This window comes from Halorubrum rutilum (assembly GCF_024494565.1).
This window is the reverse complement of record NZ_JANHDN010000005.1, coordinates 146,690-168,280: the sequence shown is the minus strand read 5'-3', so window position 1 is coordinate 168,280 and position 21,591 is coordinate 146,690. Positions and strand designations below refer to the sequence as shown.

23 protein-coding genes are annotated in these 21,591 nt (G+C 70.9%); 17 read left to right on the top strand and 6 right to left on the bottom strand.

Annotated elements, in window-relative coordinates:
* Positions 1-481 precede the first annotated feature (481 nt).
* The 10 genes from coaBC to NO900_RS11865 all read left to right on the top strand — a co-directional run bounded on the left by coaBC (position 482) and on the right by NO900_RS11865 (position 11,043).
* The gene (coaBC, locus tag NO900_RS11910; protein WP_256409444.1) at positions 482-1,657 is read left to right on the top strand and encodes a bifunctional phosphopantothenoylcysteine decarboxylase/phosphopantothenate--cysteine ligase CoaBC; all 1,176 of its coding nucleotides are present in this window, start codon (positions 482-484) and stop codon (positions 1,655-1,657) included.
* Positions 1,658-1,806: 149 nt separating this feature from the next.
* On the top strand, positions 1,807-3,048 hold the full coding sequence (locus NO900_RS11905) for a monovalent cation/H+ antiporter subunit E (protein WP_379791764.1): 1,242 nt from the start codon (positions 1,807-1,809) through the stop codon (positions 3,046-3,048).
* Positions 3,045-3,350 (top strand): cation:proton antiporter, encoded by a 306-nt coding sequence (locus NO900_RS11900; RefSeq protein WP_256409442.1) that lies wholly within the window; start codon positions 3,045-3,047, stop codon positions 3,348-3,350. Before NO900_RS11905 ends, NO900_RS11900 begins: the two co-directional genes overlap by 4 nt.
* On the top strand, positions 3,347-3,685 hold the full coding sequence (gene mnhG / locus NO900_RS11895; RefSeq protein WP_256409441.1) for a monovalent cation/H(+) antiporter subunit G: 339 nt from the start codon (positions 3,347-3,349) through the stop codon (positions 3,683-3,685). The genes NO900_RS11900 and mnhG overlap by 4 nt, the downstream gene beginning before the upstream one ends.
* On the top strand, positions 3,682-4,278 hold the full coding sequence (locus NO900_RS11890) for a DUF4040 domain-containing protein (protein WP_256409440.1): 597 nt from the start codon (positions 3,682-3,684) through the stop codon (positions 4,276-4,278). The genes mnhG and NO900_RS11890 overlap by 4 nt, the downstream gene beginning before the upstream one ends.
* Positions 4,275-4,979, top strand: a complete 705-nt coding sequence (locus tag NO900_RS11885) for an MnhB domain-containing protein (RefSeq protein WP_256409439.1) — start codon at positions 4,275-4,277, stop codon at positions 4,977-4,979. The genes NO900_RS11890 and NO900_RS11885 overlap by 4 nt, the downstream gene beginning before the upstream one ends.
* The gene (locus NO900_RS11880) at positions 4,976-5,530 is read left to right on the top strand and encodes a cation:proton antiporter subunit C (RefSeq protein WP_256409438.1); all 555 of its coding nucleotides are present in this window, start codon (positions 4,976-4,978) and stop codon (positions 5,528-5,530) included. Before NO900_RS11885 ends, NO900_RS11880 begins: the two co-directional genes overlap by 4 nt.
* A complete protein-coding gene (locus NO900_RS11875; RefSeq protein ID WP_256409437.1) occupies positions 5,523-7,172 on the top strand; it encodes a proton-conducting transporter transmembrane domain-containing protein in 1,650 nt (549 codons plus the stop codon). The genes NO900_RS11880 and NO900_RS11875 overlap by 8 nt, the downstream gene beginning before the upstream one ends.
* On the top strand, positions 7,169-9,256 hold the full coding sequence (locus NO900_RS11870) for a cation:proton antiporter (RefSeq protein ID WP_256409436.1): 2,088 nt from the start codon (positions 7,169-7,171) through the stop codon (positions 9,254-9,256). Before NO900_RS11875 ends, NO900_RS11870 begins: the two co-directional genes overlap by 4 nt.
* Positions 9,253-11,043 (top strand): Na(+)/H(+) antiporter subunit D, encoded by a 1,791-nt coding sequence (locus tag NO900_RS11865; RefSeq protein WP_256409435.1) that lies wholly within the window; start codon positions 9,253-9,255, stop codon positions 11,041-11,043. The genes NO900_RS11870 and NO900_RS11865 overlap by 4 nt, the downstream gene beginning before the upstream one ends.
* Positions 11,044-11,109: 66 nt before the next feature.
* Here the strand turns inward: NO900_RS11865 and NO900_RS11860 are convergent, their stop codons facing one another.
* From NO900_RS11860 to NO900_RS11850, 3 genes are all read right to left on the bottom strand, one after another.
* Positions 11,110-11,469, bottom strand: coding sequence for a hypothetical protein (locus NO900_RS11860; protein ID WP_256409434.1), 360 nt, complete (start codon positions 11,467-11,469; stop codon positions 11,110-11,112).
* 48 nt (positions 11,470-11,517) lie between these two features.
* Positions 11,518-11,871 carry a helix-turn-helix transcriptional regulator gene (locus NO900_RS11855; protein WP_092562122.1) on the bottom strand — a complete coding sequence of 118 codons (354 nt, stop codon included), beginning with the start codon at positions 11,869-11,871 and terminating at the stop codon, positions 11,518-11,520.
* Between the two features lie 102 nt (positions 11,872-11,973).
* The gene (locus NO900_RS11850; protein ID WP_256409433.1) at positions 11,974-12,774 is read right to left on the bottom strand and encodes an NRDE family protein; all 801 of its coding nucleotides are present in this window, start codon (positions 12,772-12,774) and stop codon (positions 11,974-11,976) included.
* Positions 12,775-12,880: 106 nt separating this feature from the next.
* Between NO900_RS11850 and NO900_RS11845 the strand changes: the two genes are divergently transcribed.
* The 5 genes from NO900_RS11845 to NO900_RS11825 all read left to right on the top strand — a co-directional run bounded on the left by NO900_RS11845 (position 12,881) and on the right by NO900_RS11825 (position 16,983).
* Positions 12,881-13,951 (top strand): glucose 1-dehydrogenase, encoded by a 1,071-nt coding sequence (locus NO900_RS11845; protein ID WP_256409432.1) that lies wholly within the window; start codon positions 12,881-12,883, stop codon positions 13,949-13,951.
* Positions 13,938-14,573, top strand: a complete 636-nt coding sequence (gene gfcR / locus NO900_RS11840) for a transcriptional regulator GfcR (RefSeq protein WP_256409431.1) — start codon at positions 13,938-13,940, stop codon at positions 14,571-14,573. Before NO900_RS11845 ends, gfcR begins: the two co-directional genes overlap by 14 nt.
* Before the next feature lie 461 nt (positions 14,574-15,034).
* A complete protein-coding gene (locus tag NO900_RS11835) occupies positions 15,035-15,379 on the top strand; it encodes a glutaredoxin family protein (RefSeq protein WP_256409430.1) in 345 nt (114 codons plus the stop codon).
* A 181-nt stretch (positions 15,380-15,560) separates the two neighbouring features.
* Complete coding sequence (locus tag NO900_RS11830) at positions 15,561-16,130, top strand: DUF7110 family protein (RefSeq protein WP_256409429.1); 570 nt, start codon at positions 15,561-15,563, stop codon at positions 16,128-16,130.
* 136 nt (positions 16,131-16,266) lie between these two features.
* The gene (locus NO900_RS11825; protein WP_256409428.1) at positions 16,267-16,983 is read left to right on the top strand and encodes a diphthine--ammonia ligase; all 717 of its coding nucleotides are present in this window, start codon (positions 16,267-16,269) and stop codon (positions 16,981-16,983) included.
* Between the two features lie 24 nt (positions 16,984-17,007).
* Here NO900_RS11825 and NO900_RS11820 read toward each other — a convergent pair whose 3' ends face one another.
* Both NO900_RS11820 and NO900_RS11815 read right to left on the bottom strand, forming a co-directional pair.
* A complete protein-coding gene (locus NO900_RS11820) occupies positions 17,008-18,261 on the bottom strand; it encodes a Glu/Leu/Phe/Val family dehydrogenase (protein ID WP_256409427.1) in 1,254 nt (417 codons plus the stop codon).
* Positions 18,262-18,323: 62 nt separating this feature from the next.
* On the bottom strand, positions 18,324-19,217 hold the full coding sequence (locus tag NO900_RS11815; protein ID WP_256409426.1) for an HpcH/HpaI aldolase/citrate lyase family protein: 894 nt from the start codon (positions 19,215-19,217) through the stop codon (positions 18,324-18,326).
* 133 nt (positions 19,218-19,350) lie between these two features.
* Between NO900_RS11815 and NO900_RS11810 the strand changes: the two genes are divergently transcribed.
* Positions 19,351-19,824, top strand: coding sequence for a MaoC family dehydratase (locus NO900_RS11810; RefSeq protein WP_256409425.1), 474 nt, complete (start codon positions 19,351-19,353; stop codon positions 19,822-19,824).
* A gap of 23 nt (positions 19,825-19,847) precedes the next feature.
* On the opposite strand, the gene cyaB is transcribed toward NO900_RS11810, so the two are convergent.
* Positions 19,848-20,456 (bottom strand): class IV adenylate cyclase, encoded by a 609-nt coding sequence (cyaB, locus tag NO900_RS11805; protein WP_256409424.1) that lies wholly within the window; start codon positions 20,454-20,456, stop codon positions 19,848-19,850.
* A 115-nt stretch (positions 20,457-20,571) separates the two neighbouring features.
* On the opposite strand from cyaB, the gene NO900_RS11800 reads away from it, so the two are divergent.
* Entirely contained in the window at positions 20,572-21,507 is a 936-nt protein-coding gene (locus NO900_RS11800; protein WP_256409423.1) for an FKBP-type peptidyl-prolyl cis-trans isomerase, read from the top strand.
* The last annotated feature ends 84 nt before the right edge of the window (positions 21,508-21,591 follow it).

The window sequence follows — 21,591 nt, the reverse complement described above, 5'->3', positions numbered from 1 at the left end:
GCGCTGAGAGCGCTTTAGAGAATTCAGTCGCTTGTATATAAATGGCTGATCACAGATCGGCGGTGAACACCTCCAAAGCCCCAGCCGCAAGGAGGGCGCACGCTCGCTGTCGTTCGAAAGGCGCTCCGCGCCTTTCGTGATGACGAGAGAGCTTCGCTCTCTCGAACCACGCGCTTCGGTCGCTCGCGTTGCTCGCTCCCTGCAGTGCTTACGTCGCCTGCGCCCTCCTTGCGGCTGCCCCTTTGAGTCCCACCCGCCAGCACCGCACCTCACGCCTCCCCAGCCTCGTCGGTGGTCCTCCGCGGTGCTCCGGACCACCGACTCCCTCGTGCGGTCTGCTCGCGCCCGATGGGCGCTCGCAGGCGCACGCCACAACGGTCATTCGTTTTTAGTAGCGCCGACCGGGTGCAGCGAGCGGTCGATGTCAACCCCGTTCCGCAACGGTATCTTATAAGCCGCCAGGGGCAGAACGGTCTCGGTAATGCTACAGGGGGTCAACGTCGCGCTCGGCGTCTCGGGGAGCATCGCGGCGGTGAAGGTCGTCGAACTCGCCCACGAGCTCCGCCGACAGGGCGCGAGCGTGCGCGCCGTCATGTCTCCGGCGGCGACCGACATAATCCACCCGTGGGCGGTCGACTTCGCGACCGACGAGCCCGTCGTCACCGAGATCACCGGGGACGTGGAGCACGTCGAGCTCTGCGGCCGCGAGGGGTGGGCCGACGTGCTCCTCTTGGCGCCGGCGACCGCGAACACCGCCGGGAAGGTCGCCGGGGCGATCGACGACACGCCCGTGACGACCTGCGCGACGACCGCGCTCGGCGCCGGGATGCCCGTGGTGATGGCGCCCGCGATGCACGAGCCGATGTACGACCACCCGGGCGTGTTGGAGGCGCTCGACCGGCTGGAGGCGTGGGGCGTGACGTTCGCGGACCCCCGGATCGAGGAGGGGAAGGCGAAGGTCGCCGCGGAGTCGGAGATCGTCACCGAGGTCGCCCGCGCGACGACCCCGCAGTCGCTCTCGGGCGCGCACGTCGTCGTCACGGCGGGCGCGACGAAGGAGCGCATCGACCCGATCCGGATCTTAACGAACCGGGCGTCGGGGAAGACGGGTCGGGCGGTCGCCCGAGCGCTCTACGTCCGCGGCGCGAAGGTGACGCTCGTCCAGGACGGCCCGGACGTGCCCTACGCCGACGTCGTCGCCGTCGAGACCGCGGACGAGATGATGGCGGCCTGCCGGCGGACCGCGGCCACCGCCGACGCGCTGGTGTCGGCGGCGGCCATCTCCGACTTCACCGCCGACGCCGTCAACCAGAAGATCCGGTCGGGCTCGCCGCTCTCGGTGGACCTCCGCCCCACGCCGAAGCTCATCGACTCGGTCCGGGAGGCGTACCCCGACCTGCCGATCGTCGGGTTCAAGGCCGAGACGTCGGGCGACGACGCCGCGATGGTCGCGGAGGCCGAGCGGATCCGCGACCGCGTCGACCTCGCGTTCGTCGTGGCCAACGACGCGAGCGTGATGGGCGACGACGAGACGCGCGTCCTCCTCGTCGGCGACGAGGGCACGGAGCCGGAGGAGGCGGCGGGCTCGAAGGACCGGGTCGCGGGGCGGATCGCCGACCGGCTCGCGGCCGCGCTCGGGCGGGACGCGGCGGGGTAACGACCCCCTCCGGCCGCGAGAGGGACGACGGCGACGCGGTCGATTCGTTCGACATCGGCTGGGATACAAACTGTTTTGAGGCGGTAGGGAAAGGATCCCGATAGAGATACCTATGTGCACAGAGACGGTGGCCCTCGGACCCGCCGGAGGTGTGGTGGGTGACTGACGCCGCCGACGCCGACGGGCCCGTCGCGGACGACGCCGACGCGGAGCCGGCGTCGACGGTCGTCGTCCCCGTCGAGCCGTCGCCGACCCTCCGCGCGACGGTCTCCCACGTCGTCGAGGCGGCCGTCGACGGCGAGTTCTCCGCGATCCACTTCGTGGAGATCGCCTCGTGGCGCGACGGCGACCCGGGGTCGGACGACCACAGCGCCGAGGCCCGGCGCGTCCTCGAGCGGGTGGTCGCGTGGGCGGAGGCGGACCTCGACGACGCCGACGGCGACGCGGGCGACGGCGTGACGGTCGCCTCGGCGCTGATCGGCGCGGAGGGGTACCTGTTCGGCCCGGACGACTACGTCGAGGTGCTCGCGGGGTACGCCGAGGAGCACGGCGCCGACGCGGTGGTGCTCGACCCCGAGTACACGCCGGTCGGCAACACGACGCTGCTCCAGCCGCTTGAGTTCGCGCTGTCGAACACCTCGCTGGACGTCCGGACGGCCCCCGTAGGGCGCCCGACCCGACCGGAGCGGCTCCGGAGCGAGGCGACCGGCGTGCGGTTCGCGGCGATGTTCGGCCTCTCGCTCGCCTTCTACTTCGTGCTCGGCGACCCCCTCTACTGGTTCGACTGGGTGACGGGCGTCGCGACCGCCGCGATCGTCTCGATCACCCTCTCGCGGGTCAGCTTCGACGCCGACCCGGCGGTCCCGCGGACGCCGCTGCGGCTGGTCCGCGGCGCGGTCTACGTCCCCGTCCTGCTGTACGAGATCGTCGTGGCGAACCTGGTGGTCGCCCGCGTGATACTCGACCCCAGGCTCCCGATCGACCCGACGCTGAACCGCGTCCGGGTGATCGTCGGGAGCGGGCTCCCGCTGATGACGCTCGCGAACTCGATCACGCTGACGCCGGGGACCCTGACGGTCCGCGCCCGCGACAGCGACCTCTACGTCCACTCGCTGCTCCCGTGGGCCCGCGAGGGGCTGTTCGACGGCTCACTGGAGCGGTGGACGCGCTTCGTCTACTACGGGCGCTCGGCGGCCCGCCTTCCCACGCCCCGCGAGCGCGACGACCACGCGATCCTGCAGGGCCCCGACGCGACCGAGGAGCTCCCGATCGCCGCCGCTGACGGCGGCGCGACCGACGCGGACGGGATCGAGGCGGGCGACGGCGACGACGGACCGCCGGTCGAGGACGACGGCCCCGCCGCCGAGGACGAGGGGGTGACCGACGCGTGACGCTCGTCGACGTCGCGGTCGCCGCCGGCTACACTGTCGGCGACTTCCTCCTCTTCGCGGCCGCCGGGTTCGCGGTGCTCGCGATCGGAATGTTATACCGGGCGGTGAAGGGGCCGACGATGCAGGATCGGGTGCTCGCGGTGAACGTCCTCGGGACGAACACCGTCGTCATCCTCGCGATCCTGGCCGCGGCGCTGTCGGAGCCGACGTTCCTCGACATCGCCTTAGTGTACGCGCTGCTGAACTTCCTGATGGCGATCGCCATCTCGAAGTTCACGGTCGAGCGGGGTGGTGTGCTGTGACCGAGACGCTCGGGGCGCTCGGGACGGTCCGCGTCGCGCTGGTCGTCGCGTTCACCCTGCTCGGGCTGTTCTTCACGTTCGTCTCCATGACGGGCGTGCTCCGGCTCCCGGACGTCTACTCCCGGGCCCACACCGCCTCGCAGGCCGACACGCTCGGGGCGGGCTTCGGGCTCGCCGCCGTCGCGCTCGCCGTCGGCTGGGAGGGCGCCGGCTTCAAGTCGATGCTGCTGCTGTTCTTCATCTTCGTGACGAACCCGACTGCGGCCCACGCGATCGCCCGGGCCGCCTTCGAGGAGGGGATCGTCCCGTGGACCGAGGGGGACGACCGGCGATGACGGGAGCGATCGCCCTCGCACCGTCGACGCCCGCCCAGGCCCCCGTCGTCGCTCAGGTCACGGCCATCGAGGCGAGCCTGCTCGCGTTCGTCGTGTTGACCGCGCTGGCGACGGCGCTGGCGCGCGACGTGCTCGCGGCCGTCATCGTCTTCGGCGCGTACAGCCTCGGCATGGCCGCGCTGTACACGTTCTACCGCGCGCCGGACGTCGCGCTGACGGAGGCGGCGATCTCCGCCGGGGTGACCACCGTCCTCCTCCTGTTGACCCTCGCGAAGACGACGCGGATCGACCACGACGTGGCCTTCGAGTCGGTGAACCTCCCGGCCGTCGGCGCCGTGGGAATCCTATTCGGGGGGCTCCTGCTCACGATGGGCGACATCCCGGCGGTCGGCTCGCCCGACGCGCCGGTGTGGTCGAACCCGGAGGTGAGCCAGTGGTACCTCAGCGAGTCGTACGCACAGACCGGCGTCGAGAACACGGTGATGGCGGTGCTGGCGGCGTTCCGCGGATTCGACACCTTCGGCGAGGCGGTCGTCGTCTTCGCCGGCGGGATCGCGGCCCTCATCGTCCTCCATCGAGAGGTGTTCGCATGAGCGACGTTCGCCCCGAGGACGAGACCGCCGGCGGCGACGCGGTCGGCGGCGCGGCCGACGCGACCGACGCGGAGTCGTCCGGAGGGGGAAGCGACGAGGGCGAGTCGGACGTCCCGCCGCACCGGGCGGTCCCCCGGTCCGGGCGCCTCGACTCCGAAGAGCGGCAGGGGACCCCGTACACGGAGAGCCAGGTGATCATGCCGACGGTGAAGATCGTGGCGCCGTTCGCGTTCACCTACGGCCTGTTCATCACCTTCCACGGCGCCGGGTCGCCCGGCGGCGGGTTCCAGGGCGGCGCGATCGTGGCCGCCGTCGTCTTCATGATCGCGTTCGCGTTCGGGATCGAGGCGACCCGCGACTGGCTCGCGAACACCGTCGTCGTCGCGCTCGCGGTCGGCGGCGCGCTGGCGTTCGCCGGTATCGGGCTGATCCCGGTGGCGCGCGGCGGCGCGTTCCTCCAGTACGACCTGCTGCCGATCCCGGTGAAGTACGGGTTAGAGAGCGTCGAGGTCTTCGGCATCGCGGCCATCGTGAGCGGCGTGCTCATGGGGCTGTTCTTCCTGCTCGCGAACGGGTTCGACTCGGACGGGAGCGGGTTCGGCGATACCGGTTCCGCCGAGGACGACGCCGACGAGCCCGCTGGCGAACCCGGCGGTCGGGAGTCGGACCGCACCGCGGCCGCCGACGGGGGTGAGCGATGACGGGCGCCGCGTCCGCCGTCCCGGTCGCGGATCCCGCCGTCGCGCTCGCGTCCGCGGGGGCGTTCGAGGTCCTCGCGACGAGACACGCCTACGTCGCGTTCGCGGCGCTCCTCTGCGTCGGCCTCTACATGATGATAGCGAACCCCAACCTCGTGAAGAAGATCATCGGGCTCAACCTGTTCCAGACGGCGATCTTCCTGCTGTTCATCGCCTCCGCGTACGTCGATGGGGGCGCGATACCGATCGTACCCTCCGGGGGGCCCGAGGGCGGAACGTTCGTCAGCCCGCTCCCGCACGTGATCGTGCTCACCGCCATCGTCGTCGGCGTGAGCCTCACGGCCGTGGGGCTCGCGCTCTGTATCCGCATCTACGACGAGTACGGGACGCTGCGGACGGACGTCCTCCGCGAGCTGATGCGCGACGAGGGGTCGCTCCCGTCCGGCCCGACCGCCGAGGGCGACGGGGACGCGTCCGGCGTCGACCCGGCGGACGTCGAGGCGACCGTCGGCGGCGACGAGACCGCGACCGACGGGGGTGTGAGCGATGACTGACGTCCTCCTCCCGCTGGCGATCGCCGTCCCGATCGTGGCGGCCACGCTGCCGATCGCGCTCGGACTGCGGTACGACGACGTCGGCTGGCCGATCGCGGCGGTCGCGACGACCGCGGTGGTCGGGATCGCGGCCGCGATCGCCGCCGAGGTCGCGGTCGGGGGCCGGCTCAGTCACGCGCTCGGCACCTACCGACCCCCGATCGGGATCGAGCTCGTGGCCGACCCGCTGTCGGCCGCGGTGCTCGCGCTGATCGCGGTCGTCTCGCTCGCGACGCTCGCCTTCTCGCGGGTGGCGGGCCCGCGCGGGAATCCCTTCTACAGCGCCTACCTCCTCCTCGTCGGCGGGCTCTCGGGGATGGCGCTCACGGGCGACCTGTTCAACATGTTCGTCTTCCTGGAGATCGTCGGGATCACGACGTACGCGCTCATCGCCGCCGACCGCTCCGGGGCGAGCGCGTACGCCTCGCTGAAGTACCTCGTCGTCGGGACGGTGGGCGCCTCGTTGTACCTCGTCGGCGTCGGCTACGCGTTCCTCGCGACCGGGACGCTGAACATGGTCGACATGCGCGAGCAGATCGTCGCGCAGGCCGGCTACGGCGACCCGCTGATCCAGGCGAGCTACGCGCTGATCGTCGCCGGGCTCGCGCTGAAGATCGCCCTGTTCCCGGTCCACACGTGGCAGCCGGACGCCTACCAGCGCGCGCCGGACGCCGTCACGGCGGTCGTGGCGGCGCTCGTCTCGACGACGAGCGCGTACGCGCTGATCCGGGTGACGTACACCGTCTTCACCGTCGACTTCCTCGCCGCGAACGACGCGATCACGACGGCGATGCTCGTCGTCTCCGGGGCGTCGATCCTCGCGGGCTCGGTGCTCGCCGCGATGCAGTCGGACCTCAAGCGCATGTTCGCCTACTCCTCGGTCGCGCAGTTCGGGATGATCGGGGCCGCGATCGCGTTGGCGAACGAGACCGCGCTGCTCGGCGGGATCGTCCACCTGATCGGCCACGGGCTGCTGAAGTTCGGGCTGTTCCTCGGGATCGGCACCCTCGCGCTCGGCTACGGCGTCCGGCGGATCGAGGACGCCGCGAGCGCCGCGCGCGAGGCGCCGTTCACGGCCGGGGCGATCGCCCTGCTCGGCCTCGGCCTCGTCGGGATCCCGCCGTCGGTCGGCTTCCTCGGGAAGTGGTACATCGGCGTCGGCGCGGTCGAGTCGAGCATGGCCGGCGCCGGGCCGGCCGGGATTGGGATCGCCGCCGTGATCTTCGTCAGCACCCTGTTCACGCTCTCCTACGTCGCGCGGCTGATCGAGCGGTTCTACTTCGCCGGCGTCGGGCTCCCCGGCGGCCGCGCCGACGAGGCGGCGGCCGACCACGGCGGCGACCCCGCGAGCGGCCCGAGCGAGGACCCGACCGGCGCGGTCGCCGACGGCGGGGACGAATCGGGTGACGGCGAGACGCCGGCCGGCGGGACCCCCGTCGCGCCCGTCGCTGGCGCGCCCCGGCCCTCGCTGGTCCCCGACCGCGTGCCGCCGGCGTCGCTGGCGGTGCTCCTCGTCACGACGCTCGTCACGGTCTCGCTCGGCTTCGCCGGCTTCGCGCTCGCCGAGTGGTTCGGTCCGTTCCTCACGGAGGTGTTCGCATGACTGACGCTCTCGTCTCTGACCCACGACCCCTACTGGCCGTCCTCGTCTCGTTCGTCGCGGCGTTCTTCATCGTCGCGTCGCACCGCTCGCCGAACGTCCGCGAGGGGTGGACGATCGCCGCCTCGGTCGCGAAGTTCGGGATCGTCGCCTCGATGCTCCCCGCCGTCCTCGACGGCGCCGTCTTCGAGTGGTCGCTCGGGGCGTTCCTCCCCGGGATCGAGTTCGCGCTGCGCGCCGACGCGCTCGGCATGCTGTTCGCGTTCCTCGCCAGCGGGCTCTGGATCGTCACCTCCTTCTACAGCATCGGCTATATGCGCGGGAACGACGAGACGAACCAGACTCGGTACTTCGCCGCGTTCGCGGTGTCGCTGTCGGCGACGATGGGGATCGCGTTCGCGGGCAACCTCGTGACGATCTTCGTCTTCTACGAGATCCTCTCGATCGCGACGTATCCGCTCGTCGCCCACGACGAGACGCCCGAGGCGCGCTCGGCCGGCCGGAAGTACCTCGCGTACACGATGTTCGGCGGCGGCGTGCTCGTGCTCGCCGGCACCGCGCTCGTCTACCTGATCGCCGGCAACGTCTCGTTCACGGCCGGCGGGATTCAGGAGCTGGCGAACGCCGACCCCGGCCTCGCGATGCTCGCCTTCTTCCTGCTCGCGATCGGGTTCGGCGTGAAGGCCGGGATCATGCCGCTCCACCAGTGGCTCCCCGAGGCGATGGTCGCGCCGACGCCCGTCTCCGGGCTGCTCCACGCGGTCGCGGTCGTCAAGTCCGGCGCGTTCGGCGTCTCGCGCGTCGTCCTCGACGTGTTCGGCCCGGAGCTCGTCTTCGAGCTCTCGCTCCCGTTCGGCTTCTCGGCCGGGCTCGTCCTCTCGACGATCGGCGCGATCACGCTGACGGCGGCCTCGATCATCGCCATGCGGAAGGACCACCTGAAACAGCGGCTCGCCTACTCGACGGTGAGCCAGCTGAGCTACATCGTCCTCGGGCTCGGGCTGTTCGGCTGGTACGGGCTCGTCGGCGCGCTGCTGCACATCCCGGCGCACGCGTTCATGAAGCTCACCCTGTTCTTCTGTGCCGGCAACCTCCACGTCTCGACGCACACCGACTACATCTCCGAGATGGCGGGGATCGGCAAGCGGATGCCCCTGACGATGGGGGCCTTTACCGTCGCCTCGCTCGGGATGGCCGGGATCCCCCTCCTGGCCGGCTTCGTCAGTAAGTACTACATGCTGATCGGCGGGATCCGGATGGGCGCCCGGCTGACCCCGGTCGCCTACTACCTCGCCGGCGCGCTGCTGCTCTCCGGCGTCCTCAACATCGCGTACTTCTGGCCGGTGATCTACACCGCCTTCTTCGAGGCGGAGGACGACCACGACGCGAAGCCGCTCGTCGACTTCCGGCTGGGCGGGGAGTCGCGGTCGACGCTGGCGGCGACCGATGGCGGCCGGCCTGAGGACGAGAGCGACGACTCCGAAAACGACGACTCCGAGGTCGACGAGGTCGTCGAGAGCGCCGAGGACGGCGCGGCGGTCGAGGACGCGTCCGCCGGCGACGACATCGAACTCCCCGACGATTCCGACATCCCCGACGCTGAGCTCGACGACCTGCCGACCGACGAGGAGGGTGTCGTCCGGCCGGACTTCGACACGAGCGAGCGCGACTTCTCCGAGCCGGCCGAGCGCGTCGACACCGGGGATTACGCGGTCGACGCGCGCCCCTCCGACGCCGACGTGCCGTTCGGCGTCGGACGGAGCGACGACTCGACCTTAGGCGACGGCGAGCCGGACGACGGCGACACCGACGACACGGCCGGTGACGGCCACGACGACGATCACACCGACCACGGCGCACACGACGACCACGGCCACGCCGGCGGCCCGCCCGCGGGCGGCTGGCGACATATCGACGGCCTCGACGCTCTCCGCGGGCGCGAGTCGTCGTGGTTCACGCTCGGACCGATCCTCACCGCGATGAGCCTCGCGGTGCTGCTCGGCGTGATCCCCTACGAGATGGGCTTCCTGGAGCTGATCGAGCTCATCGTCGACACGCGGCTCCCAGAGGAGGCGATGCGCCCGTGAACGCGATTCTCACCTCGCTGCCGCCGTACGTCGTGCTCGCGGCGGCGGCGTTCCTCGTGCTCGGGCTCCCGCGCCGGGCCGGCCACGCGGCGGCCGCGCTGGCGACGGGGTTCGCGTTCGTGCAGGCGGTGCTGCTCGGTGACGGCGGCATGGGAACCCACCTCGCCACCCAGCTGTTCGGCTTCGACGTGGTGTTGTTCAACGTCGACCAGTTCTCGCTGTTGATGGGGGTCGTCGTCGGCTTCCTCGCGACGGCGGCGGTGCTGTACGCGTACGGCACCGAGGCGCCCAAATGGGTGACCGCGTTCGCGCTGGTGTACGTCTCCTCGACGCTCGGGACGATCTACGCCGGCGACTGGCTCACCCTGATCTTCTTCTGGGAGCTGATGGCCGTCACCAGCACCCTGCTGGTGTGGCAGTACGGCGGCGCGGCGGTGCGGGCCGGCTACCGCTACGCGCTGTTCCACGGGATCGGGGGGACGTTCTTCCTCGGCGCCGTCGTCGTCCACGGCGCGTCGATGCTCGGCAGCGTGCCGGCCGCCGAGATCTTCCTGTTCTCGTCGACGACCGGGATCCACGCCAGCGCGACCGTGCTCGCGGCGATCGGCGTCGGCGTCAACTGCGGGTTCATATTCCTGCACACGTGGCTGCCGGACACCTACCCGCGCCCGCACGTCGCGGCGTCGGTGTTCCTCTCCGTGTTCACGACGAAGACGGCGGCGTACGTGATGTACCGGACGTTCCCCGAGGGCGGCATGTGGCTGGCGTACCTCGGCGGGTTCATGGCCGTCTACGGCGCGTTCTTCGCGCTGCTGCAGTACGACCCGCGCCGGCTCCTCTCGTATCACATCCAGGCGCAGCTCGGCTACATGCTGGCCGGGTTCGGGCTCGCGACGTACGTGGGCGAGTTCGCCGTCACCGGCGGGTTCGCCCACCTGTTCAACAACGTGCTGTACAAGAGCCTCCTGTTCATGGCCGTCGGCGTCGTGATCTACCGCACCGGCGTCGAGGACATCCGCGACATGGGCGGGCTCTGGCGGGAGATGCCGGTCGCCTTCCTGCTGTACGTCGTCGGCGCGGCCTCGATTACGGCGGTCCCGGGGTTCAACGGATTCATCTCGAAGGGGATGGTGATCGACTCGGCGCACGAGGTCCACAACTACGTGCTCCTGCTGGACAGCGGGCTCCTCTGGTGGCTGCTGATCCTCGGCGGCGTGGGGACGTTCATGTCGTTCATCAAGCTCGGCTACTACGTGTTCTTCCACGGCTCGGCGACGCTGTCGCCGGACGACGCCACGCCGTTCCAGACCGCCGGCATGGCGCTCGCGGGCGGCGCCTGTATCTTCTTCGGGGTGTTCTACACCCAGCTGATCGAGCTGATGCCGTTCACGGAGCTCATCCTCAGCGAGGACGTCTATTTCAAACCGTACAGCACGAGCCACCTGACGGAGAGCGCGGCGCTGCTCGTCGCCGGCTTCGTCGGCTTCTTCGCGCTGAAGCGGCCGCTCGGCTGGCTCGCCCACCGGATGCACGACGTCGACGCGGTCACGTACCCGGCCGCGTTCTACCTCGGCCGGGCGTCGGTGTGGGGCGTCACGGAGCTGTGGGCCGCCGTCGACCGCGCCGTGATGCGGCTCGTCGCCGCGGTCAAGCGGACCGCGATGCACCCGCGGGCGGCCGTCGCGGGGCTCGGCGTCGACGTCGAGATCCGGACCGGAATCGGCCGGAGCGTCCTCTTCCTGACGCTCGCGGCCGGCGTCGCGCTGTTCGCCTTCCTGCTGGCCTAGCCGGGTCATCCCGTCGGTCCGGTCGGTCGCGGGGGCGGTCCGGTCGGTTCCGAGAGCGGTCCGGTCTCAGTCGGCCTCGTCGCCGACTCGCCGGGCTCGCTCGCTGAGCGTGAGGAAGGCGACCGCTCCGAAGAAGACGACCACGAATCCGACGACCGCGGCGTCGTCGCTCCCGGCGTACTGAGCGAACAGCAGCGGGCCGACGCTCAGCCCGAAGAGCCCGACGCCGTAGCCGATCCGGTCGGTGCGGTCGTCGAACCCGGGGGCTTCCGCGAACAGCGAGACGTCGAACGCGAGGGAGAAGTACGCCGCTCCGGCGTAGACGGCTGCCGTGGCCAGCGCGATCGGGACGCGGGGAACGAGCCGATGGAGGCCGGCGCCGACGGCGAGGCCGACGCCGACCGAGAGCGGGAGGGCACGGTTCACGACCGGATGTTCGGCGGGGTCCCTGATAAAACTGCGAGTGGCGGCCGCTCAGTACTCCTCGTACGCGAGGTTCATCATCCACTGCGAGAAGGCGTCCGCCTGCGGGTCCACCTCCTCCTCGCCGATGAACGGCGACAGCATGTCGCCGGCCATCAGCAGCGAGAAGTCGAGGTCGCGGGGCGCGGGCTCCAAGTAGTACGTGTTGTGCCCGTCGTAGACGGTGTCGGACCGCTGGATGAGTCCCGACTCCTCTAGCGCCTCCGCGATGCGGCTCCCCTTGCGCGAGGAGACGTCGAGTTCCTTCCAGAAGTCGCTCTGGTGGATGCCACCCGTCTCGCGGATGAGTTCGAGGCCGGCCCGCTCGTCCTCCGACAGCTCGGCCTCGAGTTCGGACACGCTCATGGTCGAACACCCGCCCGCGACTCGCTTAAAACTGGCTTTCCGTCCCGTCGCGGCCGGAGGAGCGGCGACGGGGGACACCCGTCACGGGGGCCGCGGACCGCGTCACGTCCCGCCGTCGGCCGCGCCGAAGTCGCTCGGGACCGACACGGGCGCCGTCGGCGTCTCGCAGGGCGGCCCGTCGGCATAGGCGAACTCGGGAGTCCCCGTCGGGTCGGCGCTCGTCCGGATCCGAGTGAACGACCGCGTCCCGAACCCGTCGCCGTGGAGGCAGGCGCCGTACTCGTGGTCCGCGAGGACGTCGCTCGCGCGGTCGACCCACGACGCGCCGGATTCGCCCGGTTCGGGGACCAACGCGGCCGCGACCCGACGCGCGCTGTCGGCGCGCTCCGCACCGAACTCCCGGCGGCGCTCCGGGACCGCGAACCGCTCGACGCCGTTCACCACGCCGCCGACGTTGCCGACGACGTGGACCCCGGGGTCGAGCCGGGTGACCGCGAGGCCGCCGTCGTACGAGAGCACGAAGGCGGCGGTGTCGTCCGCGAGCACGAGGTTGAACCCGTCGTACGCCCGGGTTTCGAGATCGCGCTCAACGGCGCGCGCGGCGGCCTCGGCGGAACCCGCTTCGAGGCAGTCCCGGACGAGGAGCCCCCTGGAGCGGTCCCCCTCGCGGTCCGCGTCGAGCCAGCGGTTGGTGACCGCGACGGCGACCCCGGCGGCCGAGAGGCCGATCCACGTCCCGCCGGCCTCGGCGTCGCGCGGAGCGACGTATCGGACGCCGTCGCCGTCGGCGGGGTCGCGCAGCGCCGGCGGCTCCGCGGGCCGGTCGAGCGCCTCGTCGCGGTTGGCGGCGAGCGCGACGGGGGCGTCGCCGAACGCGCGCCACGCGAGGGCGAGGGTACACACGAGTAACCCTCCGAGCGAGGGGGAGGAAAAACCCGCGGTCGAAAGGGGCGTATTCTTTACTCACAATAAAAGAAATCTTTTGGTGGCTGACCACGTCGGTTCGCGTATGAACGCGATAGCCGTGTACGAAGGGGCCGAGAAACCGGTCGTGACGGAGAAGCCGCGACCGGAGCCCGCGCCCGGGGAGGCGCTCGTCCGGACCCTCCGGGTCGGCGTGGACGGGACGGACCACGAGGTCATCGCCGGCACTCACGGGGGCGCGCCCGAGGGCGAGGACCACCTCGTGTTGGGTCACGAGGCCGTGGGCGTCGTCGAGGACCCGAACGACACGCCGTTCGAGGTCGGCGACGTGGTCGTCCCGACGGTGCGACGTCCGCCGAACGGCGCGAACGAGTACTTCGCGCGCGGCGAGCCCGACATGGCGCCGGACGGCGAGTACCACGAGCGCGGCATCGTCGGCGCGCACGGCTTCATGGCCGAGTACTTCACCAGCCCGGCGGAGTTCCTCGTCGAGATCCCGCCCGCGCTCGCCGAGTGGGGGTTCCTCGTCGAACCGATCTCCATCGCGGAGAAGGCGATCGAGCACGCGTACGCCAGCCGGTCGGCGTTCCACTGGGAGCCGGAGTCGGCGCTGGTGCTCGGTAACGGCTCGCTCGGGCTGCTCACGGTCGCGACGCTCGACGCCGACTTCGATCGGATCTACTGCCTCGGTCGCCGCGAGCGACCGGACCCGACGATCGACGTCATCGAGTCGCTCGGCGCGACGTACGTCAACTCCAACGAGACGCCCGTGCCGTCCGTCCCGGAGGCGCACGAATCGATGGACTTCGTCTTCGAGGCGACCGGCCACGCGCCGCACGCCTTCGAGACCATCGAGGCGCTCGCCCCGAACGGGGTGGGCGCGCTGCTCGGCGTCCCGGGCGACTGGGAGTTCGAGGTCGACGGCGGACGGCTCCACCGCGAGTTCGTCCTGCACAACAAGGCGCTCGTCGGCAGCGTCAACTCCGGCTACGAGCACTTCGAGGCCGCCGCCGACTCGCTGTCCCGGTTCGACGAGGGGTTCCTCGGCGATCTCGTCACCGGCGTCTACGGGCTCGACGAGGTCGAGGCCGCGTTCGCGGATGACGACACGACTATTAAAACGGCGGTCGAATTCGGCGCATATGAAGAACGTTGACGACCTGATAGACAGCGCGGCCGAGCTCGCGGAGCACGGTCTCTCGAAGGGCGAGATCGCCGACGAACTGAACGTCTCCCGGGAGACCGCGAGCTGGCTCGTCGAGCGCGGCGGAGGGAGCAACGCCGCGGCCGAGACCGCGGCCCCCGGGTCGACCGCCGACATCCACGTCGACTGGTCGGCGCTGGGGCGCGACTCGACGCGGCTCGGCTACGCCGCGAGCGCGATGGCCGACCTCCTGGCGAAGCAGGGCGAGGCGGTCGACCTGACCGTCGGGATCGAGAAGGCCGGCGCGCCGCTCGCGACCGCGGTCGCGGACCGGCTCGACACCGACCTCGGGACGTACGCCCCGGCCAAACACCAGTGGGAGGAGGGCGACATCGACGAGCAGGGCGGCGGCTTCTCCCGGAACTTCGCGGCGATCCGCGACCGCGACTGCTACGTCGTCGACGACATCATCACCTCGGGGACGACGATGCGGGAGTCGATCAACGCGATCCGCGAGCAGGGCGGCGAGCCCGTCGCCTGCGTCGTGCTCGTCGACAAGAAGGGGTACGACGAGATCGACGGCGTCCCCGTGTACTCGCTCGTGGACGTCGTCCGCGTCGACCGCGACGAGTAGTCGGCCGCCACCCAAACACCGACTGCGGTCGGTGCGCGCCTCCGAGCGGCCGCCCTCGGCGGCCGCGAGTCAGCGCGTGCGAGGGAGTCGCGAGGGAGCGGGCGACCGCCGGGAGCCCCGACCGAGCGACGAGGCTGGGGAGGCGTGAGGTGCTGTGTGGAGCGGTGCGGGGCGGGACTCAAAGGGGCAGTCGGGAGGACGGCGCAGGCGACGCAAGCACTGGAGGGAGCGAACGGAGTGAGCGACCGAAGCGCGCAGCGAGCGTGCGCCGTCCTCCCGGCTGGGGCTTTGGCTGTATTCACCGATTATCAAGCCTCAACCGCGTATAGACGAGCGCATAGAAATTCGAAAATAACGATTGTACTGATAGCTGTTTACGGGCGATCGATCGCGCATACGCTCCCTCGTTCGCGGTCGTCCCGTGCGGAACCCATTTGCCGCGGGGGCGCGTACCGACGGCCATGACGTTCCAGCCCGAATCCGAGGCCGACCCCGACGAAATCGAAGCGCGCGTCCAAGAGACCATCGCCGAGAACGACGTGGTCCTGTTCATGAAGGGGAACCGCCTGATGCCCCAGTGCGGCTACTCGCAGCGCGCCGTCGAGCTGATCGGTCAGCACGTCGAGGAGTTCGAGACCGTCGACGTGCTGCCCGCGCTGGACCACTACCGCGAGGCGCTGGAGGCCGAGAGCGGCTGGGAAACCATCCCGCAGACGTTCGTCGACGGGGAGTTCGTCGGCGGGAGCGACGTGCTCGCGGAGCTGGAGGAGCGCGGCGAGCTGGCGGCCGAGCTCGGCGCCGAGTAGACCGCGGCATCGAGTGGAGCCCGGCGCCGAGTCGATCCGGGCGCCCGCACCGGGCGTATCGACGCCCGATCTTGGGGGTCGAAGGGCAGGCCATATAAACCTACGGTGCCTAACTGAACCAGGTGCAGCCGTTGCCGCTGCCGCCGTGCCGACCGTCTCGATCCATCTCACCCAACCAACAATGACAGGCCGCGTGTTCAGACTTCATTCGACGCTCGAACTGCCCCTCGAAGACGTGGAGACGTACTTCGAAGAAGACCCCGACCTCCCGCCGGAGATCGACGACATCGACATCACGCGTCGAAACAACACTCTCATCATCAAGGCCCTGTCCGACGACGACTCGATCAGCAAGTACACGCCGACCGCCCAGCTGAAGGCGTCCGTCACGGAGACGCGCGTCTGGGAGGAGGAGCCGCCCCGCGCCGGCGGCCCGCAGTGGATGGACGACGAGGAGGAGGAGATCCCCTCCGAGCTCGTCGAGTTCGCCTGCTTCAAGGGCGACCGCGAGACCGTCCTCCAGAACTCCGCGCTCCAGTACCCGATGTTCCTCGTGCTCCGCGAGCTGGCGCAGCTCTCGGAGAAGGGGACGCTGACCGCGATCACCGAGGAGAACGACGAGCTCGAAGCGACGCGGATCGTCGAGGGTGAGCCGCGTCCCGCGAGCATCGAGGTCGTCGAGAGCCCGCAGGGCGCCGGCGACGGCGACGGCGGCGTCAACTGGCGCGACAACGAGTTCATCTCGGACTGAGCGTCGGTCCGGAGCGCGCCGGTCGTTCTCGCGCACCCCGACACCCCGACACGCTGAGCGACGGCGCCCCGGACCGCCAACGACTGAGACGCCCCGGACCGCCGACGCTTTAGGCGCGCCGAGCGTTCCGCCGCCAATGACCGACGACTGGGTGAGCCTCTTCTCGGGCGGGAAGGACTCCTCGTGGGCGCTGTACCGCGCCCTGGAGACGGGACTCGACGTCTCGCGGCTCCTGACCGTCCACCCCGCGGGCGATTCGTACATGTACCACACCCCGGCGACGGAGCTCGCCGGGCTCGCGGCCGAGAGCGTCGGGATCGACCTCGTCGAGGTGTCGCCCGACGACTTCGGCGCGGACGACGTCGACGACGCGGGCGCGCAGGGCGACGCCGAGCTGGAGCCGATGGAAGCGGCGCTCCGGGAGATCGCCGCGGCCGACGGGGTCGACCTCGCGGGCGTCACCGCGGGCGCGGTCGAGAGCGAGTACCAGACCAGCCGGATCCGGGGGATGTGCGACCGGCTCGGAATCGATCTGTTCGCCCCGCTGTGGGGCGAGGACCCGGTCGCGCTCGCGGAGGCGATGTTCGACGCCGGCTTCGAGATCCGGATCGTCCAGGTCGCCGCCTACGGCCTCGACGAGTCGTGGCTCGGGCGGCGCTACGACGCCGACGCGCTCGCGGAGCTGCTCGATCTGCGCGAGGAGTACGGGGTCCACCCGCTGGGCGAGGGCGGCGAGTTCGAGACGTACGTCGTCGACGGCCCCCACATGGACCGCCGGATCGCGTTCGAGTACGACGCCGTGTGGGAGGGCGACCGCGGTCACGTCGAGGTCCGGGACGCGCGGCTGGAGTAGGGGCGTCGCTCCGGACGAGCCGAACTACGGCCAGCTGCCGGCCTGGTCGTAGGCGTCCACGATCCGACCGATGGCGACGACGTAAGCGGCGGTGCGGAGGTCGCGGACGTCGCGTCCCTCGTAGGCCTCGACGATCCCGTCGAACGCCTCCGTGATCACGCGTTCGAGCTCGTCGTTGACGCGCTCCTCCGTCCAGCCGAACCGCTGGCGGTTCTGGACCCACTCGAAGTACGAGACGGTGACGCCGCCGGCGTTGGCGAAGATGTCGGGGACGACGTAGACGTCCTTCTCGACGAGGACGTCGTCGGCGTCGGGGGTGAGGGGACCGTTGGCCGCCTCGACGATCACGTCGGCCCGGACGTCGGCGGCGAGGTCGCCGTCGATCGCGTTCTCCAGCGCCGCGGGCACGAGCAGGTCGACGTCGAGCGTCAACAGCTCCTCGTTCGTGATCGACGCGGCGTCACCGTAGCCCGAGACGGCGCCCGTCTCGGCCTTGTGCTCCTTCACCGCCCGTGGGTCGAACCCGTCGGAGTCGTAGATCCCGCCGGAGGAGTCGGAGACGGCCACCACGTCCCCGCCGAGGTCGTCGACGAGCGCGGCCGCGACCGACCCGGCATTGCCGTACCCCTGCACGGCCACCGTCGCGCCCGCGAGGTCCCGGTCGAGCCAGTCGAACGTCTCGCGCGCGGCGAGCGCGACGGAGCGGCCGGTCGCCTCGACGCGTCCCTCGCTCCCGCCCGAGTCGAGCGCCTTCCCGGTGATGACGCCGGGCGCGGTCGTGTTCTCCAGCGTCTCGTAGGTGTCCTTGATCCAGTTCATCTCCCGCTGGCCGGTGTTGACGTCCGGCGCCGGGATGTCGCGGTCCACGCCGATGAGCGGTCGGAGCTCCGTCGCGAACGCGCGCGTCAGTCGCTCCAGCTCGCTCTCGGAGTAGTCGCTCGGGTCGATCGCGATCCCCCCCTTCCCCCCGCCGTAGGGCACGTCGACGACGGCGCACTTGTACGCCATCCATCCGGAGAGCGCCTTCACCTCGTCGCGCGTGACGCCGGGGTGATACCGGATCCCGCCCTTGTACGGCCCGCGGTCGCCGTTGAACTGCGACCGGTAGGCGCGGACCGTCTCCAGCGATCCGTCGTCGAGCTCGAACGTCAGGTTCGTCTCCAGCAGTCGCTCCGGGTTCTTCAGTCGGGTGAGCACGCCCGGCGGGGCGTCGAGGTGCGCCGCGGCGTCGTCGACCTGTTCCCGCAGACTCTCGAACGGGTTCGCCTGATCGGCCATGTGGGAACGTCCCCGGGGACCGGGGTTAATTGTGACGGACGATCAGCGGGAAGGGACGGTCGCTACCGCGCGTCGATCCCCGCGGCCGCCGCCCGCTCGACGATCCGCTCCGCTCGCGCGACCAGCGGCGCGTCGATCATCTCGCCGTCGACGCTGAACACGCCGCGGTCCTCGCGGTCGGCCTCGTCGCGGGCGTCGAGCACGCGCGACGCCCACTCGATCTCGTCCGGGTCGGGCGTGAACGCCTCGTTGATCGGGTCGACCTGCGACGGGTGGATCGCGAGCTTCCCGTCGTAGCCGAGCGTGCGCGCGAACGCCGCCTCCTCGCGGAGCCCCTCGGTATCGGAAAACGCCGTGTACACCGTGTCGAGCGCGTCGACGTCGGCCGCACCGGCCGCGAGAACGACGTGCTCGCGGGCGTACAACACCTCGGTCCCCTCGTCGGTCCGCGTCGCCCCGAGGTCGGCCGCGAGGTCCTCGGCGCCGAAGAGGAGGGCCTCCGTCGCGGCCGCGTCGGCGATCGCCTCCGCGGCGAGCACGCCGCCCGCCGTCTCGACGAGGGCGAACACGGCGGGATCGAGCCCGCGGTCGGCGCACAGCGCGGCCGCGTCGGCCACGCGGTCGGCGCCCTCGACCTTCGGAAGCATGACCGCGTCGAGCCGGATCGCGGGCTCGGCGTCGCCGTCGCTTCCGGCTTCGTCCGCTATCTCGGCACCGACGAGGGCGTCGAGGTCGGCGCCGGGGTCCGACGCCGTGAGCCGGACGCACACCTCGGCGTCGGGGTCGAAGTCGGGGGCCGCGAGCACGCGGCGGACGGCGGCGCGGGCCTCGTCCTTCCGGCCGGGAGCGACGGCGTCTTCGAGGTCGAAGCAGACGACGTCCGCGCCCGTCCCCGGCGCCTTCCGCATGAGCTCCGGGCGGTCGCCGGGGGAGAACAGGAGGCTTCGTCGGGCCATGTCGAGGACTCCTCGCGACCGGACATAAAGAGCCGGGCCGTCCGGATCGTGACCCGAGCCGGCCGTCCGGACCGCCGACGCCTCCGGCACCCGGAGCGGTACCGATTTGTCGCCCGAGGTCGAGGGTCGCCCCATGACGGGACGCTACTACGAGGAGTTCGAGGTCGGAGAGACGATCGAGCACGCGCGCCGGCGGACCGTGAGCGAGAGCGACAACCAGCGGTTCTGCGACATGACGATGAACCAGCAGCCGCTCCACCTCGACGCCGACTTCGCCGGGGAGACGCAGTTCGGCGAGCGGCTCGTCAACGGGCTGTACACGCTGTCGCTCGCGGTCGGCGTGTCGATCCCGGAGACGACGGACGGCACCATCGTCGCGAACCTCTCGTACGACGACGTCGAGCACCCGAATCCGGTGTTCCACGGCGACACGATCCGCGCGCGGTCGACCGTCACCGACAAGCGGGAGACGAGCGACGGCGAGCGCGGCGTCGTCACGATGCACGTGGAGGCGTTCAAGCTCGTCGAGGACGGCGACGACGTCCTCGTCTGCGAGTTCGACCGGACCGCGCTCTCGAAGAAGCGGCCCGACGGCGACGGAGACTGAGTCCGGTCGCGAGCGGCGCCCGGCTACTCGTCGTCGCTCGCGTCGGCGTCCGCCAGCAACAGCCCGAGGTAGGAGGTGCGGACCTGTTCCGCGCCGTCCAGCCCGAGCCGGTCGAGGGCGGCGAGCGCGTCGTCCCTGACCGATTCGATCGCGGTCTCGTCGTCGACCGAGCGCTCGATCTCGACGAACTCACCGAGCCCGTCGACCGCGTCGAGCGTCACGGTGAACCCGTCGTACGCCCAGAACTCGCGCCGCTTCTCGACGGTCGCCGCCGGCTCGAATCCGAGTCCGGCGAGGATGCCGGCCGCGGCCTCCGGGTCGGCCACCTCGGTCTCGCGTTCCGCGCGGGTCTTCGACCCCTCGTCGAGCAGCGGTCCCTTGTACGTGAGCTTGGTCGTCTCGGGAGTCGGATCGCGGTCGGCCGTCTCGGCGGCTCCCGAACCGATCCCGTCCGGGAGCGGCGCCTCGCGTCGCACCCGGAGCGCCTCGTCCGTCTCGGCGAAGTCGCGGTGCGGCGCGTCGTAGTAGGCGTCGCGCTGGCGGCGCGCGTCGACGCGCTCGGCGCCGGCCTTCCGGAGGCGGTCGCGGACCGCGTCGACGTCGGCCGGCACCTTGATCTCGACCTCGAACATACCCGGAATCAGCCGGGCGCGTTCTTAAGCGCCGCGGGACGCTGATTCCGGTGCGTCGCGGCGCTCGCCGCGTCGAACCGTGCGCCTTAAGGGTGTAACAGGTGACCTTCAGGGTATGAGCGATCAGGAGCAAGCGGACGCGGCCGAGGACGCCGACGAGGCCGAGACCGAAGCCGAGACCGAGAGCGCCGGGCTGGCGGACGGCGACTTCGTGCGGGTCGCGTACACGATCCGAACGGCCGACGACGGCCGGGTCATCGACACCACCGACGAGGAGATCGCCGAGGAGGCCGAGATCGACACCGAGGACCACAAGTTCGAGCCCCGCGTCATCGCGCTCGGCGCCGGCCACGTCTTCCCGGCCGTCGACGAGGCGTTCGTCGGCGCGGAGGTCGGCGACGAGGGCGTCGTCGACGTGCCCGCCGAGGACGCCTTCGGCGAGTACGACCCCGACGAGGTCGAGACGGTCAAGGCCGACAAGATCCCCGAGGACAGCCGCTACCCCGGCGCGCAGGTCCAGATCGACAACCAGCAGGGGTACCTCGAGACGATCATCGGCGGCCGCGCCCGCGTCGACTTCAACCACCCGCTGGCCGGCGAGGACCTCGAGTACGAGTACGAGATCCTCGAGGAGATCGACGACCGCGAGCAGCAGGCCGCCGGCATGCTCGGGATGTACCTCCAGGAGGCCCCCGAGGTCCGCATCGAGACGGTCGCCGAGGAGGAGGAGACGGTCTCCGAGGACGACGAGGGCGAGGAGACCGTCGAGACCGAGGAGGTCGAGAAGGACGTCCTCTACGTGACGGCCACGCAGGCGATGCAGATGAACCAGCAGTGGATGTTCCAGAAACAGCAGATCGCGCAGGACCTCATGAGCCGGCTCGACCTCGACCGCGTCGTGATCGAGGAGGTCATCGAGGGCGGCGGCATGGGCGGACTCGGCGGCATGATGGGCGGGATGGGCGGCGGCGGCGCGGGCGACATCGAGGACGCGCTCGAAGACGTCGACGTCGACGCCGACGAGATCGTCGACGAGCTCGACGAGGAGTAGCGCCCGACCCGCGGCGTCCCGGTCCGAGGAAGATCGATCCCTTTTGAACGACGCTCGACCCAGTCGGAGACATGGAACGCGACC

What these genes read in the sequence shown, in the direction of transcription:
- coaBC (WP_256409444.1), top strand. Translation starts at nt 482, where the DNA reads ATGCTACAGGGGGTCAACGTCGCGCTCGGCGTCTCGGGGAGCATCGCG.
- NO900_RS11890 (WP_256409440.1), top strand. Translation starts at nt 3,682, where the DNA reads ATGACGGGAGCGATCGCCCTCGCACCGTCGACGCCCGCCCAGGCCCCC.
- NO900_RS11885 (WP_256409439.1), top strand. Translation starts at nt 4,275, where the DNA reads ATGAGCGACGTTCGCCCCGAGGACGAGACCGCCGGCGGCGACGCGGTC.
- NO900_RS11880 (WP_256409438.1), top strand. Translation starts at nt 4,976, where the DNA reads ATGACGGGCGCCGCGTCCGCCGTCCCGGTCGCGGATCCCGCCGTCGCG.
- NO900_RS11875 (WP_256409437.1), top strand. Translation starts at nt 5,523, where the DNA reads ATGACTGACGTCCTCCTCCCGCTGGCGATCGCCGTCCCGATCGTGGCG.
- NO900_RS11870 (WP_256409436.1), top strand. Translation starts at nt 7,169, where the DNA reads ATGACTGACGCTCTCGTCTCTGACCCACGACCCCTACTGGCCGTCCTC.
- NO900_RS11855 (WP_092562122.1), bottom strand. Translation starts at nt 11,871, where the DNA reads ATGAGCGTGTCCGAACTCGAGGCCGAGCTGTCGGAGGACGAGCGGGCC.
- NO900_RS11845 (WP_256409432.1), top strand. Translation starts at nt 12,881, where the DNA reads ATGAACGCGATAGCCGTGTACGAAGGGGCCGAGAAACCGGTCGTGACG.
- gfcR (WP_256409431.1), top strand. Translation starts at nt 13,938, where the DNA reads ATGAAGAACGTTGACGACCTGATAGACAGCGCGGCCGAGCTCGCGGAG.
- NO900_RS11835 (WP_256409430.1), top strand. Translation starts at nt 15,035, where the DNA reads ATGACGTTCCAGCCCGAATCCGAGGCCGACCCCGACGAAATCGAAGCG.
- NO900_RS11830 (WP_256409429.1), top strand. Translation starts at nt 15,561, where the DNA reads ATGACAGGCCGCGTGTTCAGACTTCATTCGACGCTCGAACTGCCCCTC.
- NO900_RS11825 (WP_256409428.1), top strand. Translation starts at nt 16,267, where the DNA reads ATGACCGACGACTGGGTGAGCCTCTTCTCGGGCGGGAAGGACTCCTCG.
- NO900_RS11820 (WP_256409427.1), bottom strand. Translation starts at nt 18,261, where the DNA reads ATGGCCGATCAGGCGAACCCGTTCGAGAGTCTGCGGGAACAGGTCGAC.
- NO900_RS11815 (WP_256409426.1), bottom strand. Translation starts at nt 19,217, where the DNA reads ATGGCCCGACGAAGCCTCCTGTTCTCCCCCGGCGACCGCCCGGAGCTC.
- NO900_RS11810 (WP_256409425.1), top strand. Translation starts at nt 19,351, where the DNA reads ATGACGGGACGCTACTACGAGGAGTTCGAGGTCGGAGAGACGATCGAG.
- cyaB (WP_256409424.1), bottom strand. Translation starts at nt 20,456, where the DNA reads ATGTTCGAGGTCGAGATCAAGGTGCCGGCCGACGTCGACGCGGTCCGC.
- NO900_RS11800 (WP_256409423.1), top strand. Translation starts at nt 20,572, where the DNA reads ATGAGCGATCAGGAGCAAGCGGACGCGGCCGAGGACGCCGACGAGGCC.